Source organism: Gilliamella sp. X-46 (assembly GCF_057063525.1).
On record NZ_JBXSQH010000004.1, the window covers coordinates 1 to 13,558 of the forward strand.

General features: G+C 39.1%; 23 protein-coding genes. 5 read left to right on the forward strand and 18 right to left on the reverse strand.

Features of this window, described 5'->3' with window-relative positions; all coding sequences use genetic code 11:
- Positions 1 to 530 precede the first annotated feature (530 nt).
- The 5 genes from fmt to ACYIAJ_RS04920 all read left to right on the forward strand — a co-directional run bounded on the left by fmt (position 531) and on the right by ACYIAJ_RS04920 (position 4,343).
- Positions 531 to 1,508, forward strand: coding sequence for a methionyl-tRNA formyltransferase (fmt, locus tag ACYIAJ_RS04900; RefSeq protein WP_483564416.1), 978 nt, complete (start codon positions 531 to 533; stop codon positions 1,506 to 1,508).
- Positions 1,509 to 1,683: 175 nt separating this feature from the next.
- Positions 1,684 to 2,472: an enoyl-ACP reductase FabI gene (gene fabI / locus ACYIAJ_RS04905; protein WP_091347759.1), complete on the forward strand. Its 789-nt coding sequence runs from the start codon at positions 1,684 to 1,686 to the stop codon at positions 2,470 to 2,472.
- Positions 2,473 to 2,673: 201 nt separating this feature from the next.
- Entirely contained in the window at positions 2,674 to 3,246 is a 573-nt protein-coding gene (gene slyD / locus ACYIAJ_RS04910; protein ID WP_483564417.1) for a peptidylprolyl isomerase, read from the forward strand.
- Positions 3,247 to 3,413: 167 nt separating this feature from the next.
- Positions 3,414 to 4,085 carry a RadC family protein gene (gene radC / locus ACYIAJ_RS04915; protein ID WP_483564418.1) on the forward strand — a complete coding sequence of 224 codons (672 nt, stop codon included), beginning with the start codon at positions 3,414 to 3,416 and terminating at the stop codon, positions 4,083 to 4,085.
- Between the two features lie 54 nt (positions 4,086 to 4,139).
- Positions 4,140 to 4,343, forward strand: coding sequence for a SlyX family protein (locus ACYIAJ_RS04920; protein WP_091347767.1), 204 nt, complete (start codon positions 4,140 to 4,142; stop codon positions 4,341 to 4,343).
- Between the two features lie 212 nt (positions 4,344 to 4,555).
- Here ACYIAJ_RS04920 and rplQ read toward each other — a convergent pair whose 3' ends face one another.
- The 18 genes from rplQ to rpsQ all read right to left on the reverse strand — a co-directional run bounded on the left by rplQ (position 4,556) and on the right by rpsQ (position 13,557).
- Positions 4,556 to 4,942 (reverse strand): 50S ribosomal protein L17, encoded by a 387-nt coding sequence (rplQ, locus tag ACYIAJ_RS04925; RefSeq protein WP_483564419.1) that lies wholly within the window; start codon positions 4,940 to 4,942, stop codon positions 4,556 to 4,558.
- Positions 4,943 to 4,971: 29 nt separating this feature from the next.
- The gene (locus tag ACYIAJ_RS04930) at positions 4,972 to 5,961 is read right to left on the reverse strand and encodes a DNA-directed RNA polymerase subunit alpha (protein ID WP_091347769.1); all 990 of its coding nucleotides are present in this window, start codon (positions 5,959 to 5,961) and stop codon (positions 4,972 to 4,974) included.
- A 25-nt stretch (positions 5,962 to 5,986) separates the two neighbouring features.
- Positions 5,987 to 6,607 carry a 30S ribosomal protein S4 gene (rpsD, locus tag ACYIAJ_RS04935; protein WP_034911134.1) on the reverse strand — a complete coding sequence of 207 codons (621 nt, stop codon included), beginning with the start codon at positions 6,605 to 6,607 and terminating at the stop codon, positions 5,987 to 5,989.
- 44 nt (positions 6,608 to 6,651) lie between these two features.
- On the reverse strand, positions 6,652 to 7,041 hold the full coding sequence (gene rpsK, locus ACYIAJ_RS04940; protein WP_025314405.1) for a 30S ribosomal protein S11: 390 nt from the start codon (positions 7,039 to 7,041) through the stop codon (positions 6,652 to 6,654).
- A 15-nt stretch (positions 7,042 to 7,056) separates the two neighbouring features.
- The gene (rpsM, locus tag ACYIAJ_RS04945) at positions 7,057 to 7,413 is read right to left on the reverse strand and encodes a 30S ribosomal protein S13 (RefSeq protein WP_091347772.1); all 357 of its coding nucleotides are present in this window, start codon (positions 7,411 to 7,413) and stop codon (positions 7,057 to 7,059) included.
- 169 nt (positions 7,414 to 7,582) lie between these two features.
- On the reverse strand, positions 7,583 to 7,696 hold the full coding sequence (rpmJ, locus tag ACYIAJ_RS04950) for a 50S ribosomal protein L36 (protein ID WP_025314403.1): 114 nt from the start codon (positions 7,694 to 7,696) through the stop codon (positions 7,583 to 7,585).
- Between the two features lie 26 nt (positions 7,697 to 7,722).
- Positions 7,723 to 9,063, reverse strand: coding sequence for a preprotein translocase subunit SecY (secY, locus tag ACYIAJ_RS04955; protein WP_483559691.1), 1,341 nt, complete (start codon positions 9,061 to 9,063; stop codon positions 7,723 to 7,725).
- Positions 9,064 to 9,071: 8 nt separating this feature from the next.
- Positions 9,072 to 9,506, reverse strand: a complete 435-nt coding sequence (rplO, locus tag ACYIAJ_RS04960) for a 50S ribosomal protein L15 (RefSeq protein WP_483559693.1) — start codon at positions 9,504 to 9,506, stop codon at positions 9,072 to 9,074.
- A gap of 5 nt (positions 9,507 to 9,511) precedes the next feature.
- Entirely contained in the window at positions 9,512 to 9,691 is a 180-nt protein-coding gene (gene rpmD, locus ACYIAJ_RS04965; protein WP_025314400.1) for a 50S ribosomal protein L30, read from the reverse strand.
- Positions 9,692 to 9,697: 6 nt separating this feature from the next.
- A complete protein-coding gene (rpsE, locus tag ACYIAJ_RS04970) occupies positions 9,698 to 10,198 on the reverse strand; it encodes a 30S ribosomal protein S5 (protein ID WP_025314399.1) in 501 nt (166 codons plus the stop codon).
- A gap of 14 nt (positions 10,199 to 10,212) precedes the next feature.
- Positions 10,213 to 10,566 (reverse strand): 50S ribosomal protein L18, encoded by a 354-nt coding sequence (rplR, locus tag ACYIAJ_RS04975; RefSeq protein ID WP_025314398.1) that lies wholly within the window; start codon positions 10,564 to 10,566, stop codon positions 10,213 to 10,215.
- 9 nt (positions 10,567 to 10,575) lie between these two features.
- Entirely contained in the window at positions 10,576 to 11,109 is a 534-nt protein-coding gene (gene rplF, locus ACYIAJ_RS04980) for a 50S ribosomal protein L6 (protein ID WP_065638311.1), read from the reverse strand.
- Positions 11,110 to 11,120: 11 nt separating this feature from the next.
- Complete coding sequence (gene rpsH / locus ACYIAJ_RS04985; RefSeq protein WP_065567155.1) at positions 11,121 to 11,513, reverse strand: 30S ribosomal protein S8; 393 nt, start codon at positions 11,511 to 11,513, stop codon at positions 11,121 to 11,123.
- A gap of 17 nt (positions 11,514 to 11,530) precedes the next feature.
- A complete protein-coding gene (gene rpsN, locus ACYIAJ_RS04990; RefSeq protein ID WP_025314395.1) occupies positions 11,531 to 11,836 on the reverse strand; it encodes a 30S ribosomal protein S14 in 306 nt (101 codons plus the stop codon).
- A gap of 11 nt (positions 11,837 to 11,847) precedes the next feature.
- Positions 11,848 to 12,387, reverse strand: a complete 540-nt coding sequence (rplE, locus tag ACYIAJ_RS04995; RefSeq protein WP_065558584.1) for a 50S ribosomal protein L5 — start codon at positions 12,385 to 12,387, stop codon at positions 11,848 to 11,850.
- 17 nt (positions 12,388 to 12,404) lie between these two features.
- On the reverse strand, positions 12,405 to 12,719 hold the full coding sequence (rplX, locus tag ACYIAJ_RS05000) for a 50S ribosomal protein L24 (RefSeq protein ID WP_065561017.1): 315 nt from the start codon (positions 12,717 to 12,719) through the stop codon (positions 12,405 to 12,407).
- A 10-nt stretch (positions 12,720 to 12,729) separates the two neighbouring features.
- Positions 12,730 to 13,101 carry a 50S ribosomal protein L14 gene (gene rplN / locus ACYIAJ_RS05005; RefSeq protein WP_025314392.1) on the reverse strand — a complete coding sequence of 124 codons (372 nt, stop codon included), beginning with the start codon at positions 13,099 to 13,101 and terminating at the stop codon, positions 12,730 to 12,732.
- Positions 13,102 to 13,296: 195 nt separating this feature from the next.
- Positions 13,297 to 13,557, reverse strand: coding sequence for a 30S ribosomal protein S17 (rpsQ, locus tag ACYIAJ_RS05010; protein WP_034911151.1), 261 nt, complete (start codon positions 13,555 to 13,557; stop codon positions 13,297 to 13,299).
- Position 13,558: the final 1 nt, after the last annotated feature.

Genomic DNA, 13,558 nt, shown 5'->3' on the forward strand with positions numbered 1-13,558 from the left:
ACTGCTCGACTAATGAGCACTCCCTTGCTTTGAAAGCGCTTAAATTATAACCGATTGAGTAATTATGCGCTAGGTTTTTTGTTAAAAATTTGTAAAGTTTTGTTAATTGCGGGCGGTTAAGCTTTTGTTGGCGTGTTTTGGGAAATGGTTTTGGTGAGTTTTTTTTGAATAAAAAACATTAAATAAAAACTTGAATAAAATCAATACCTTTTCTGACCGATTTTTGGGTGGTAATTGTGTTGTTTTTTAACAAAAAAACTCACCAAAAAACACCCCAAGGTTATGTTGTTTGCCTTGCTCCGGCGTCAGAATATGCCAACAGCAAAGTGAGTTTGGCCATTGGCCACATTTGCAACCCAAGCATGGGCGTTAGGATGTTCGTTTTAATTCCCTGATTCGGTCAGGCCTTTGTCGCCATTTTGATCACTTAATCATAAACCTCCGAAACCATTCCCCCTAAACTAAACCGTCCCCTTTTGCTTAAAGATTCTTAATTAAGTTTCGGGTATAATTAGTGTTATTTTTCGATTATGGATACAATACTTATGCCTAATGCCGCTAAACCATTAAATATTATTTTTGCCGGTACCCCCGATTTTGCCGCCACTCATTTAAAGGCGCTTGTTGGTTCTGAACATAATGTGATTGCCGTTTTTACCCAACCCGATCGTCCAGCGGGGCGTGGCAATAAGCTGACGGCTAGCCCTGTTAAGCAACTCGCAATGGAATATAATCTGCCCGTTTATCAACCTGTAACCCTTAAAAAAGAAGAAAATCAAAAAATCATTGCTGATCTCAATGCCGATATTATGATTGTGGTTGCCTATGGGTTGATTTTGCCACAAGCGGTATTGGATATGCCTAGATTAGGCTGTCTAAATGTGCACGGTTCGTTATTACCCCGTTGGCGTGGTGCGGCACCAATTCAGCGTGCATGTTGGGCAGGCGATGAGCAAACAGGTATTACCATTATGCAGATGGATGCAGGGCTTGATACGGGTGATATGTTATATAAGCTGACCTGTCCAATCGAGCAAACCGATACCAGTGCATCACTATACGATAAACTGGCACAATTAGGACCGCAAGCGTTGCTCGATACGTTGGCGCTCATTACTGAACAAAAAATCCAACCCGAAAAGCAAGATCCGTCACAAGCAACTTATGCCGAAAAATTATCAAAGCAAGAAGCTAAACTCGATTGGAATTTGCCTGCCGAGCAACTTGAGCGTTGCGTTCGGGCTTTTAACCCATGGCCTGTTAGTTTTTTTGATGTTAACGGTGAATCGGTTAAGGTGTGGCAAGCTCATGTTGTGAAAATGGACTCAAAACAGCCGGCGGGGACGATTTTGCAAGCCAATAAAAATGGTATTTGTATTGCCACTAGCCAACATGCTTTGAATATGACGCTTTTACAACCTGCAGGGAAAAAGCCGATGTCGGCACAAGATTTGTTAAACTCACGTCAATCTTGGTTTTCTGTTGGCGAAAAACTTAATACCGATTAGGCACAGCAATCTAACGGTGATGGTTGGTTATTAAGGTTGTAAACCATCGTTGATCACTTTGTTTTCAATTGAAAGCAATTTGCTAAAAATGAATTTATTGTGGCGAAGTTGACTTGATCAACATATAATCGTCACCATCCTAGACTATATAGTGAAAACATTAGAGGAATAATTTATGGGATTTTTAACAGGTAAACGTATACTCGTTACTGGTGTTGCAAGTAACCGTTCAATTGCTTACGGTATTGCACAAGCAATGCATCGTGAAGGTGCTGAACTTGCTTTTACTTACCAAAACGATAAATTAAAAGGTCGTGTTGAGGAGTTTGCCGCTGATTTTGGTTCAAAAATCGTGCTACCTTGTGATGTCGCGCACGATGAAAGCATTACTGAACTATTTACTGAACTTGCAAAAACATGGGATAAATTCGATGGTTTTGTTCATGCTATCGCTTTCGCACCAGGTGATCAATTAGATGGCGATTATGTTAATGCCGTTACCCGTGAAGGTTTTGCTATTGCTCACGATATTAGCTCTTATAGCTTTGTGGCTATGGCTAAGGCATGTCGTTCAATGCTAAATCCAAATTCAGCGTTAGTGACACTTTCTTACCTTGGTGCTGAACGTGCAATCCCTAATTATAATGTGATGGGTCTTGCTAAAGCATCATTAGAAGCCAATGTGCGCTATATGGCAAATGCAATGGGGCCTGAGGGTGTTCGTGTTAATGGTATTTCTGCTGGTCCAATCCGTACGCTTGCAGCATCTGGCATTAAGGACTTTAAAAAGATGCTATCTCACTGCGAATCAGTCACGCCAATTCGTCGTACTGTGACAACCGAAGATGTGGGTAATTCAGCGGCATTTTTATGTTCTAATTTAGCTTCAGGTATTACCGGTGAAGTCATTCATGTCGACGGTGGATTTAGCATTGCGGCAATGAATGAGTTAGAACTTAAATAAGATTAATTTTTAAAACTCAAAAAAGGCATCAACCATTATTTTGATGCCTTTTTTAATGATAGTAAATAACCAATTATTATCTTACTGCGTTATGTTATTCTTTTGTTAGTTTTGGGCGAAATAGAAAATTTAGAATACATAACTTCTTTTTTCCGCTAAAATCTAAAGTAATTTGCTCAATACAAGTCTGTTGGAGAAAAAATGAAAATAGCAAAAAATAAAGTAGTCAGTTTAGCATACCAAGTGCGCACTAAAGATGGTGTGTTAGTTGATGAAGCTACAGCTGCTGCACCACTTGAATATTTACAAGGTGCCGGTAATTTATTACAAGATTTAGAAAAAGCATTAGAAGGCCATCAAGTTGGCGATAAATTTGATGTCGAAATCATTAACGCTTATGGCGATTTTAATGATGCACTGGTCCAAAATGTTCCACGCGATGTGTTTGTTGGTGTTGATGAGCTAGAAGTCGGTATGCGATTTTTTGCTGATACCGATCACGGCTCTTTACCCGTTGAAATCACGGCCATTGATGGTGATACGGTGACGGTTGACGGTAATCATATGTTAGCAGGACAAGATTTGCAGTTTAATGTTGAAGTTCTCGCTATTCGTGATGCAACAGAAGAAGAAATCGCACACGGTCATATTCATGGTGCTCACGGTCACGATCATGGGCACGGTGGTTGCGGTTGTGGCGGTCATGATCACGATGATGATGATGAAGCTCACGGTTGCTGTGGTGGTGGCCATGGCGGATGTGGCTGTCACTAGTTTTTATCACTTATTGATATTAAAAAGCGCTATACAGCGCTTTTTCTTTTTGTGCAAAACTGGTTAGTTTTTTGTGAAATAAGTCGTAATATTTTCTTTATTGAGTTTATCTAATTAGCCAATCTATTAATAATTTACTTTTAGTCATTAAATAAAATAAAAGTACAATGTCCTTAGAACATTCCCAATTAATGCCGCGTGAAAAGCTGTTGAAGTTTGGTGTCGAAACATTAAGTGATGCTGAACTGTTGGCTTTATTTTTACGGACAGGCACTCATAATTCGCCTGTTTTGGAATTATCACAAAATCTATTAAATGATTTTGGCTCTTTGTATAATTTAATTAATGCAAGTCATCGTGATTTTTGCCAAAAACATGGCCTAGGCACGGCTAAATATACGCAGCTAAAAGCAGTTGTTGAACTCTCATCCCGTTATTTGAAAGTGAAAATGACGCACGAAAATTCACTTTCTTCACCATCTGTCACACACCACTATTTAGCAAGTCGATTAGCCAATAAAGATCGTGAAATTTTTATGGTGATTTTTTTAGATAATCAACATCATGTCATTTCGTCAGAAGAGATGTTTGTCGGTACCTATAATTGTGTAGAAGTACACCCACGCGAAGTAGCAAGACGAGCATTACAACATAATGCAGCCGCATTAATTTTAGCCCATAATCATCCCTCAGGTATGGCGGAGCCCAGTCAAGCAGATCGTCATCTTACTCAAAAAATAGAAGAAGTTTGTGAATTAATTGATGTTCGAGTTATAGATCATATTGTTATTGGTAAGGGCGAATATGTCTCTTTTGCTGAACGCGGATGGATTTCGTAGCTGTTTTTACTTACAATGTAACTTGATCGACTAACTTATATATGAATCTATGCTATGAATAAACAATTAGAATTACTTGAAACCAAAGTCGCTTTTCAAGAAGTCACCATTGAAGAACTTAATCAGATGGTTACCAATCTTCAAGCTGATGTGAGTAAATTAAAAGAACAGTTGGTTTTATTGTCCCAAAAGCTACAAGCAACGCAACCATCAAATATTGCTAATTTATCTGAAGAAACACCACCACCTCATTATTAATAACATTTGAATCGTCCATCAATCACTGCTATTTAATAATTTGACTATCCAACAGGTAATCATGCATGGTATTGCCATTGATAGTAGCAAGTGGATGGATTGATAGCCTATCTTATATAAGCTTATCAATTAGTCAATCAAGGTATAATGAATATAAATTTAGAAAATAAAAAACCGGCACAAAGCCGGTTTTAGTTCACAATGATTTAAAACTATTCAGCTGTTGCTTCTGCTTCTACTGCAGGACGATCAACTAACTCGATATAAGCCATTGGAGCATTATCTCCATCACGGAAACCACATTTTAAAATACGTACATAACCACCAGAACGGGTAGCAAAACGTGGACCTAAATCTGAAAATAATTTTTTAACTGTATCTTTATCACGGATACGAGCAAAAGCCAAACGGCGATTAGCTACGCTATCGCTTTTGGCTAGCGTAATTAACGGTTCAACAACACGACGCAACTCTTTTGCTTTAGGCAATGTAGTTTTGATGATTTCATGTTCAACAAGTGAACTAGTCATGTTACGAAACATTGCTTGACGATGGCTGCTATTTCGGTTCAGTTGACGACCACTTTTACGATGGCGCATAACTTTATCCTTCTTATATAAATTTTATCTTAGTCTTCAACAATACTTGCTGGTGGCCAGTTCTCAAGACGCATGCCTAAAGATAAACCACGAGATGCGAGTACGTCCTTAATTTCAGTAAGTGATTTCTTACCAAGATTAGGGGTTTTAAGTAACTCAACTTCAGTACGTTGTACTAAATCACCAATATAATGAACTGCTTCTGCTTTTAAGCAATTAGCAGACCGAACAGTTAATTCCAAATCATCTACTGGACGTAATAGAATTGGATCAAATTCCGGTTTATCTTCTTTAACTTCTGGTTGACGTACATCACGTAAATCAACGAAAGCTTCAAGTTGTTCAGCCAAAATAGTCGATGCACGACGAATAGATTCTTCAGGATCGATAGTACCATTGGTTTCCATATCGATAACTAGTTTATCTAAATCCGTACGTTGTTCCACACGAGCAGCATCAACAGAATATGCAATGCGCTCTACAGGACTATAACATGCATCAACTAACAGACGACCAATTGGTCGATCTTCATCTTCTGACTTAACGCGAGCAGAAGCAGGGACATAACCACGTCCTCGTTGTACACGAATACGCATACTAATTGAAGCATTGGCATCAGTAAGATGACAAATTACTAAATCAGGATTAACAATTTCAACATCACCATCATGAGTGATATCTGATGCGGTTACTGCACCAATACCTGATTTATTTAAAGTCAGCATAACATCATCTTTAGTATGTACACGTACTGCTAATTTTTTCAAATTAAGCAGGATATCAAGTACATCTTCTTGAACGCCTTCTTTAGTACTGTACTCATGCAGAACACCGTCAATTTCAACTTCGGTTACTGCATATCCCGGCATAGATGATAATAAAATGCGGCGTAGTGCATTACCTAAAGTATGGCCAAAACCACGCTCAAGCGGCTCTAAAGTCACTTTGGCATGTGTCTGACTGTATTGAACAACATCAACTAGGTGAGGTTTTAAAAACTCTGTTACAGAACCCTGCATTATGTCCTCTCTTAAGTGCTAAACTTTACTTAGAGTAAAGTTCGACGATCAAATGTTCGTTGATGTCAGCTGATAAATCTGAACGTTCTGGTAAGCGTTTAAACACACCTTCCATTTTGCTAGCATCAACTTCTAACCATGTTGGTTTTTCACGTTGTTCAGCTAGCTCTAAAGCGGCTTTAATACGTGCTTGTTTTTTTGATTTTTCGCGAACACTAATCACATCTTCAGGTGATACTTGATAAGATGCAATGTTCACAACGCGACCATTAACAAGAACAGCTTTATGACTAACTAATTGACGAGCTTCAGCGCGAGTTGCACCAAATCCCATGCGATAAACAACGTTATCTAAGCGACGTTCTAAAAGACCAAGTAGGTTTTCACCAGTGTTGCCTTTAATACGCGCTGCACTTTTGTAGTAATTACGGAATTGACGTTCTAAAATTCCATAAATACGTCTAACTTTTTGTTTTTCACGTAACTGAACACCATAATCGGATAAACGCGGTTTACGCGCACCATGCTGTCCAGGAGCTTGTTCTAATTTACATTTACTATCAATCGCTCGGACGCCAGACTTAAGGAATAAATCTGTACCTTCACGGCGACTTAATTTGAGTTTTGGTCCCAAATATCTTGCCATTTTATTTCTCCAATAATCCTAAACATTCAATGTTTAATAAAAAATTAAACACGACGTTTCTTTGGTGGACGACAACCGTTATGAGGAATCGGAGTAACATCAGTAATGTTAGTGATGCGATAACCCGCTGCATTTAATGCACGAATTGTTGACTCACGACCAGGACCAGGTCCTTTAACCATAACTTCTAGATTCTTAATTCCGTAATCTTTGACGGCTTCAGCACAACGTTCTGCGGCCACTTGAGCTGCAAAAGGTGTTGATTTACGAGAGCCACGGAAACCAGAACCACCAGCGGTTGCCCAACCTAACGCATTACCTTGACGATCGGTAATAGTTACGATTGTATTGTTGAATGATGCATGAATATGAGCTATACCATCAGAAACTTGCTTTTTTACACGTTTACGTGTACGAACAGGTGTCTTTGCCATTTAATTATACCTCAATTATTTCTTGATTGGCTTACGCGGTCCCTTACGGGTACGAGCGTTAGTCTTTGTGCGTTGACCACGGACTGGAAGTCCACGACGGTGACGCATGCCACGATAACAACCAAGGTCTAATAAACGCTTGATACTCATAGTTACTTCACGACGTAAATCACCTTCAACTGTGAATTTAGCGACTTGTTCACGTAACTTTTCAATCTGATCTTCAGATAGTTCTCTGATCTTCACATGTTCAGCAATACCAGCTTCAGCACAAATTGTCTTAGCGCGGGTACTTCCGATACCATAAATAGCTTGTAAAGCAATTACAGCATGTTGTTGATCAGGAATGTTAATGCCTGCTATACGGGCCACTATGCACTCCTTTATTGTTAATGTTTAGTGAATTCACCATACTGAAAAGCCCGTTTTCAGGATACTCAAACAGTGAATTCACAAATAAATCTAGGCTGGCTATTCTAGCCAGCTTTACTATACTTTGGCAAGTAAAATATGCAAAAGCACAACTTTCCAGTTAAATAAATTAACCTTGACGTTGTTTATGTTTACCTTCAACGCAAATAACACGAACAATGCCATTACGTTTGATGATTTTACAATTTCTGCATAATTTCTTGACTGAAGCACGAACTTTCATGTTTTTCTCCGTAACTTCTGGCTAACTTATCGGCCGTAGCCTTTAAGGTTCGCTTTCTTTAACACTGACTCATAACGATTTGGCATCATTAAAGTCTGTACTTGTGCCATAAAATCCATGATTACAACAACAACGATTAATAAAGATGTTCCGCCAAACTGAACAGGAACTTTCATCGCGCTTGTCATAAACATTGGAACCAAACATACAAAAGTAATGTAGATTGCGCCAATTAGCGTTAAACGAGTCATTACTTTGTCAATATACTTAGATGTTTGTTCACCTGGACGAATACCTGGAATAAATGCACCAGATTTTTTAAGCTGATCTGCTGTTTCTCTAGGATTGAAAACCAATGCTGTATAGAAGAAACAGAAGAAAATAATCGCTACTGCAAAAAAGATTATGTATAACGGTTGATCATGAGAGAAATATTGATTGATAAGTACCATAATATATCTCCATCCTTCACCATCTCCTTGGAACCAAGCAGCCATCATTGATGGTAACATAGCAATTGTTGAAGCAAATATTGCAGGAATAACGCCTGCCATATTAATCTTTAATGGTAAATGCGTACTTTGCGCAGCGTAAACACGACGACCTTGTTGTCGTTGTGCATAATTAACAACAATTCGTCGTTGACCACGCTCAACAAACACAACAAAATAAGTTACACCGACCACTAATGCAGCAACAACTAATAATAAAATCGGATGCAATGAACCAGAGCGAGCTTGTTCAATTGTTTCATAAATAGCATGAGGAAGACTTGCCACGATACCTGCAAAGATAATGATTGAAATACCATTACCTACACCTCGTTCAGTAATCTGCTCACCCAACCACATAAGAAACATAGTGCCAGTAACTAAGCTAACCGATGCAATAAAATAGAAAGAAAATCCTGGATTAATCACAACGTGACCATAATCAGGAATATTCGGTAAACCAGTCGCAATACCAACAGCCTGTATAATCGCTAAAGCTAATGTGCCATAACGAGTGTACTGACTAATTTTTTTACGACCAGATTCACCTTCTTTCTTTAATTCTGCTAATTTAGGGCTAATTGCCGTTAATAACTGTACAATAATTGATGCAGAAATATAAGGCATTATCCCTAAAGCAAAAATTGAAGCACGGCTTAAAGCACCACCAGAGAACATATTGAACATACCCACAAGACCATTTGATGATGCTCGTGTTAGTAAGTCCGATAACGCTTTAGTATCAATACCAGGAACAGGAATGTAAGAACCAAGACGAAAAACAATAAGCGCTAAAAGCACAAACATCAAACGCCTTTTGAGTTCACCACTGCCACCTCGTGCACTTTGAAAATCTAATCCTGGTTGCTTTGCCATCTTTCTACTTATTCCTCAATTTTTCCGCCAGCAGCTTCAATTGCAGCTTTAGCACCTTTAGTTACACGAATACCACGAACAGTTACTGGTTTAGTTACTTCACCAGATAACATGATTTTTGCATATTCAATTTGTGAGTTAATCACATTTGCAACTTTTAAGCTATTTAGGTCAACAATATCGCCTTCAACTTTCATTAGATCTGAAAGACGAACTTGAGCTGTAACTTGAGCTTTACGAGAGGTAAAACCAAATTTAGGTAAGCGACGATATAAAGGCATTTGACCACCCTCAAAACCGCGACGAACGCCACCGCCTGAACGAGATTTTTGACCTTTAATACCACGAGTACCTGTTTTACCTAAACCAGAACCGATTCCTCGGCCTAGACGTTTTGGTGCATGCTTTGAACCTTCAGCAGGAGATAAAGTATTTAAACGCATTACTATTACTCCTCTACTTTAACCATGTAATAAACTTGGTTTACCATACCGCGAATCGCAGGTGTATCTTCACGCTCAACAGTATGACCAATACGACGTAATCCAAGACCAACTAACGTCGCTTTATGCTTCGGTAGACGACCAATAGAACTACGGGTTTGTGTAATTTTAATTGTTTTTGCCATGGCTAATTACCCCAAAATTTCTTCGACGGTTTTACCACGCTTAGCAGCAACCATTTCAGGTGATTTCATATTTTCTAAGCCATCAATTGTTGCACGAACCACATTAATTGGGTTAGTAGAACCATATGCCTTAGCTAAAACGTTACGAACACCTGCAACTTCTAAAACAGCACGCATTGCACCACCGGCGATAATACCAGTACCTTCTGACGCTGGTTGCATATAAACACGAGAACCTGTGTGAGCACCTTTAACAGGATGCTGTAAAGTATCGTTATTTAAAGCAACGTTAATCATGTTACGACGTGCTTTTTCCATTGCTTTTTGAATTGCTGCTGGCACTTCACGTGCTTTACCATATCCAAAACCTACGCGGCCATTACCGTCACCAACAACTGTTAGTGCAGAAAAACTAAAAATACGACCACCTTTTACGGTTTTAGAAACTCGGTTAACTGCGATTAGTTTTTCCTGCAGTTCACCAGCTTGTTTTTCGATGTTTGACATCTTTAACTCCTACCTTAGAACTGTAGGCCAGCTTCGCGAGCAGCATCTGCTAGCGCCTGAACTCGACCATGATATTGGAAACCCGAACGATCAAATGAAACTTCTTTGATATCTTTCGCTAATGCACGTTCAGCAATTGCTTTACCAACCGCTGCTGCTGCATCTTTGTTTCCGGTGTATTTTAAACTTTCACTGATAGCTTTTTCTAATGTAGAAGCGGCTGCCAGTACTTCTGATCCGTTTGGTGCGATAATCTGCGCATAAATATGACGCGGAGTGCGATGAACCACTAAGCGAGTTGCAAGTAGTTCATGCATCTTGCGACGCGCTTTAGTTGCACGACGGATACGAGCTGATTTCTTATCCATAGTGTTACCTTACTTTTTCTTAGCTTCTTTAGTACGCACAACTTCATCTGCGTAACGAACACCTTTACCTTTATAAGGCTCAGGACGACGATAAGCACGGATATCAGCAGCTACTTGTCCAATTAACTGTTTATCAGCACTTTTTAGTACGATTTCAGTTTGAGAAGGACATTCAGCTGTTACACCTGCAGGTAATTGATGTTCAATTGGATGTGAATATCCAAGAGATAAACCAATTGCATTACCTTTTACTTGTGCACGATAACCGACACCAACTAGCTGAAGTTTTTTAGTAAAACCTTCAGTAACACCAATAACCATTGCGTTAATCAATGCACGAGCAGTACCAGCTTGAGCCCAAGCATCTGCAAATCCATCACGAGGAGCAAATTTAATTTGACCTTCTTCTTGATTAATCACAACAGCATTATTTATTGTGCGAGATAACTCGCCATTTTTACCTTTAATCGTAATTACCTGACCATTGAGTTTTACCTCTACGCCAGCAGGAACAACGACAGGTGCTTTTGCAACACGAGACATCTTTTTCTCCCTTACGCTACGTAGCAGATAATTTCACCACCAAGACCTGCTTGGCGTGCTGCACGATCAGTCATAACACCTTTAGAAGTAGAAACAACCGCAATACCTAGTCCAGCCATAACTTTTGGTAATTCATCTTTACGTTTATAAATACGTAAACCTGGACGGCTAACACGTTTGATACTTTCTACAACAGCTTTGCCTTGGAAATATTTTAAAGTGATTTCCAATTCTGGCTTAGTGTCACCAACAACTTTATAGTCCCCAATATAACCTTCTTCTTTTAGCACATTGGCAATTGCCACTTTTAGCTTAGAGGAAGGCATGGTGACTGCAACTTTATTCGCAGATTGACCGTTACGAATACGGGTCAACATATCTGCTATAGGATCTTGCATGCTCATCTATAACACTCCCCTGATTACCAACTTGCCTTTTTAAGACCAGGAATCTCACCACGCATGGCTGACTCACGAACCTTAATACGGCTTAAACCAAACTTACGAAGGACGCCATGAGGACGACCAGTTTGACGACAACGACGACGTTGACGTGATGGACTAGAATCACGAGGAAGCGTTTGCAATTTAAGCACTGCATTCCAACGATCTTCATCTGATGCATTAAGATCAGAGATAATCGCTTTTAATTCTTGACGCTTTGCAAAATATTTTTCTGCTAGCTTTACGCGTTTCTTGTCGCGTTCAATCATTGATTGTTTAGCCATTATGCCCTACCTTACTTACGAAATGGGAAGTTAAAGGCAGATAATAAAGCTCGGCCTTCTTCATCTGATTGTGCACTTGTTGTGATAGTAATATCTAAACCACGAACACGATCAACTTTATCATAATCGATTTCAGGGAAAACGATTTGCTCACGAACACCCATGCTATAGTTACCACGACCATCAAAAGATTTTGCGCTTAAACCACGAAAATCTCGAGTACGAGGAAGAGCAATATAAACTAGACGTTCAAAAAATTCCCACATACGTTCGCCACGTAAAGTGACTTTACAACCAATAGGATACCCTTGACGGATTTTAAAACCAGCAACTGATTTGCGTGCTTTTGTGACAAGTGGTTTTTGACCACTGATTGCAGCTAAATCTGCAACCGCATTATCTAATAATTTCTTATCAGTAATTGCTTCACCCACACCCATATTCAAGGTGATCTTTTCGATCCGAGGGACTTGCATGACAGATTTGTAGCCAAACTGTTCTTGCAGTTTATTTACTACCTGTGCTTTGTAGTAATCATGCAGTTTCGCCATCGTACACTCCAAATTACTTAATTGATTAATTCATTAGTAGACTTATAAAAACGGACTTTTTTGCCGTCTTCAATACGAAAGCCTACGCGATCTGCTTTGCCTGTAGCTGGGTTGAAAATTGCTACGTTAGAAACATTAATTGCTGCTTCTTTTTCAACAATTCCACCTTCTTGATTTAATGCAGGTACTGGTTTTTGATGTTTTTTCACCAAATTAATACCTTCAACAATCACTTTGCCTGTAGACAAAACGCTTTTTACTTTACCGCGTTTACCTTTATCTTTACCGGTTAACACGATAACTTCATCTTCTCGACGGATTTTCGCTGCCATTACCCGCTCCTTACAGTACTTCTGGTGCTAATGAAATGATCTTCATAAACTTCTCAGAACGAAGTTCACGAGTGACCGGTCCAAAAATACGCGTACCAATCGGTTGCTCACTGTTATTGTTTAAAATAACACAAGCGTTACGATCGAAACGAATGACAGATCCATCAGGACGACGAACACCTTTTCTAGTGCGCACTACAACAGCTTTAAGCACATCACCTTTTTTAACTTTACCACGTGGAATTGCTTCTTTAATGGTAACTTTGATGATATCACCAACCGCTGCATAACGACGGTGCGATCCACCGAGAACTTTGATACACATTACACTACGTGCGCCAGAGTTATCGGCAACATCTAGCCTTGTCTGTTCTTGGATCATTTTAATGCTCCGTATAAATAAATTATTGTCTAATCTACCTTCATCCACCTCAACTACCATGGATAAGAATAGACAACCAAAAACCCACTTACGTGAGGGCGCATAGTATAACACCACTCAAATAAAATGGATAGCATAAAATAAACGGCCACTCAGCCGTTTATTATATTATGTACAGTTTTTAATCAAAAAAGATTAGATAACTGCTTTTTCAACGATTCGAACAAGAGTCCAAGATTTGGTTTTTGATAATGGACGACACTCTTTAATTTCTACAGTATCACCAATACCACACTCGTTGTTTTCATCATGTACATGCAATTTAGTCGTACGTTTAATGAACTTACCATATAACGGATGCTTCACTTTACGTTCAATAGCAACAGTAATAGATTTATCCATTTTGTCGCTAATAACACGACCTTGCTGAGTACGAATTTTTACTTCAGTAGTCATA

Bases quoted from the DNA above. Each gene is read 5' to 3' on its own strand.
- rplE (WP_065558584.1), bottom strand. From the start codon at position 12,387: ATGGCGAAACTGCATGATTACTACAAAGCACAGGTAGTAAATAAACTG.
- rplF (WP_065638311.1), bottom strand. From the start codon at position 11,109: ATGTCTCGTGTTGCAAAAGCACCTGTCGTTGTTCCTGCTGGCGTAGAG.
- rplR (WP_025314398.1), bottom strand. From the start codon at position 10,566: ATGGATAAGAAATCAGCTCGTATCCGTCGTGCAACTAAAGCGCGTCGC.
- rpmD (WP_025314400.1), bottom strand. From the start codon at position 9,691: ATGGCAAAAACAATTAAAATTACACAAACCCGTAGTTCTATTGGTCGT.
- rpmJ (WP_025314403.1), bottom strand. From the start codon at position 7,696: ATGAAAGTTCGTGCTTCAGTCAAGAAATTATGCAGAAATTGTAAAATC.
- ACYIAJ_RS04920 (WP_091347767.1), top strand. From the start codon at position 4,140: ATGAATAAACAATTAGAATTACTTGAAACCAAAGTCGCTTTTCAAGAA.
- rpsH (WP_065567155.1), bottom strand. From the start codon at position 11,513: ATGAGCATGCAAGATCCTATAGCAGATATGTTGACCCGTATTCGTAAC.
- fabI (WP_091347759.1), top strand. From the start codon at position 1,684: ATGGGATTTTTAACAGGTAAACGTATACTCGTTACTGGTGTTGCAAGT.
- rpsK (WP_025314405.1), bottom strand. From the start codon at position 7,041: ATGGCAAAGACACCTGTTCGTACACGTAAACGTGTAAAAAAGCAAGTT.
- rplO (WP_483559693.1), bottom strand. From the start codon at position 9,506: ATGCGTTTAAATACTTTATCTCCTGCTGAAGGTTCAAAGCATGCACCA.
- radC (WP_483564418.1), top strand. From the start codon at position 3,414: ATGTCCTTAGAACATTCCCAATTAATGCCGCGTGAAAAGCTGTTGAAG.
- rpsE (WP_025314399.1), bottom strand. From the start codon at position 10,198: ATGTCAAACATCGAAAAACAAGCTGGTGAACTGCAGGAAAAACTAATC.
- rpsN (WP_025314395.1), bottom strand. From the start codon at position 11,836: ATGGCTAAACAATCAATGATTGAACGCGACAAGAAACGCGTAAAGCTA.
- rplX (WP_065561017.1), bottom strand. From the start codon at position 12,719: ATGGCAGCGAAAATCCGTCGAGAAGATGAAGTTATCGTGTTAACCGGT.
- ACYIAJ_RS04930 (WP_091347769.1), bottom strand. From the start codon at position 5,961: ATGCAGGGTTCTGTAACAGAGTTTTTAAAACCTCACCTAGTTGATGTT.
- rplQ (WP_483564419.1), bottom strand. From the start codon at position 4,942: ATGCGCCATCGTAAAAGTGGTCGTCAACTGAACCGAAATAGCAGCCAT.
- slyD (WP_483564417.1), top strand. From the start codon at position 2,674: ATGAAAATAGCAAAAAATAAAGTAGTCAGTTTAGCATACCAAGTGCGC.
- rpsD (WP_034911134.1), bottom strand. From the start codon at position 6,607: ATGGCAAGATATTTGGGACCAAAACTCAAATTAAGTCGCCGTGAAGGT.
- rpsQ (WP_034911151.1), bottom strand. From the start codon at position 13,557: ATGACTACTGAAGTAAAAATTCGTACTCAGCAAGGTCGTGTTATTAGC.
- rplN (WP_025314392.1), bottom strand. From the start codon at position 13,101: ATGATCCAAGAACAGACAAGGCTAGATGTTGCCGATAACTCTGGCGCA.
- secY (WP_483559691.1), bottom strand. From the start codon at position 9,063: ATGGCAAAGCAACCAGGATTAGATTTTCAAAGTGCACGAGGTGGCAGT.
- fmt (WP_483564416.1), top strand. From the start codon at position 531: ATGGATACAATACTTATGCCTAATGCCGCTAAACCATTAAATATTATT.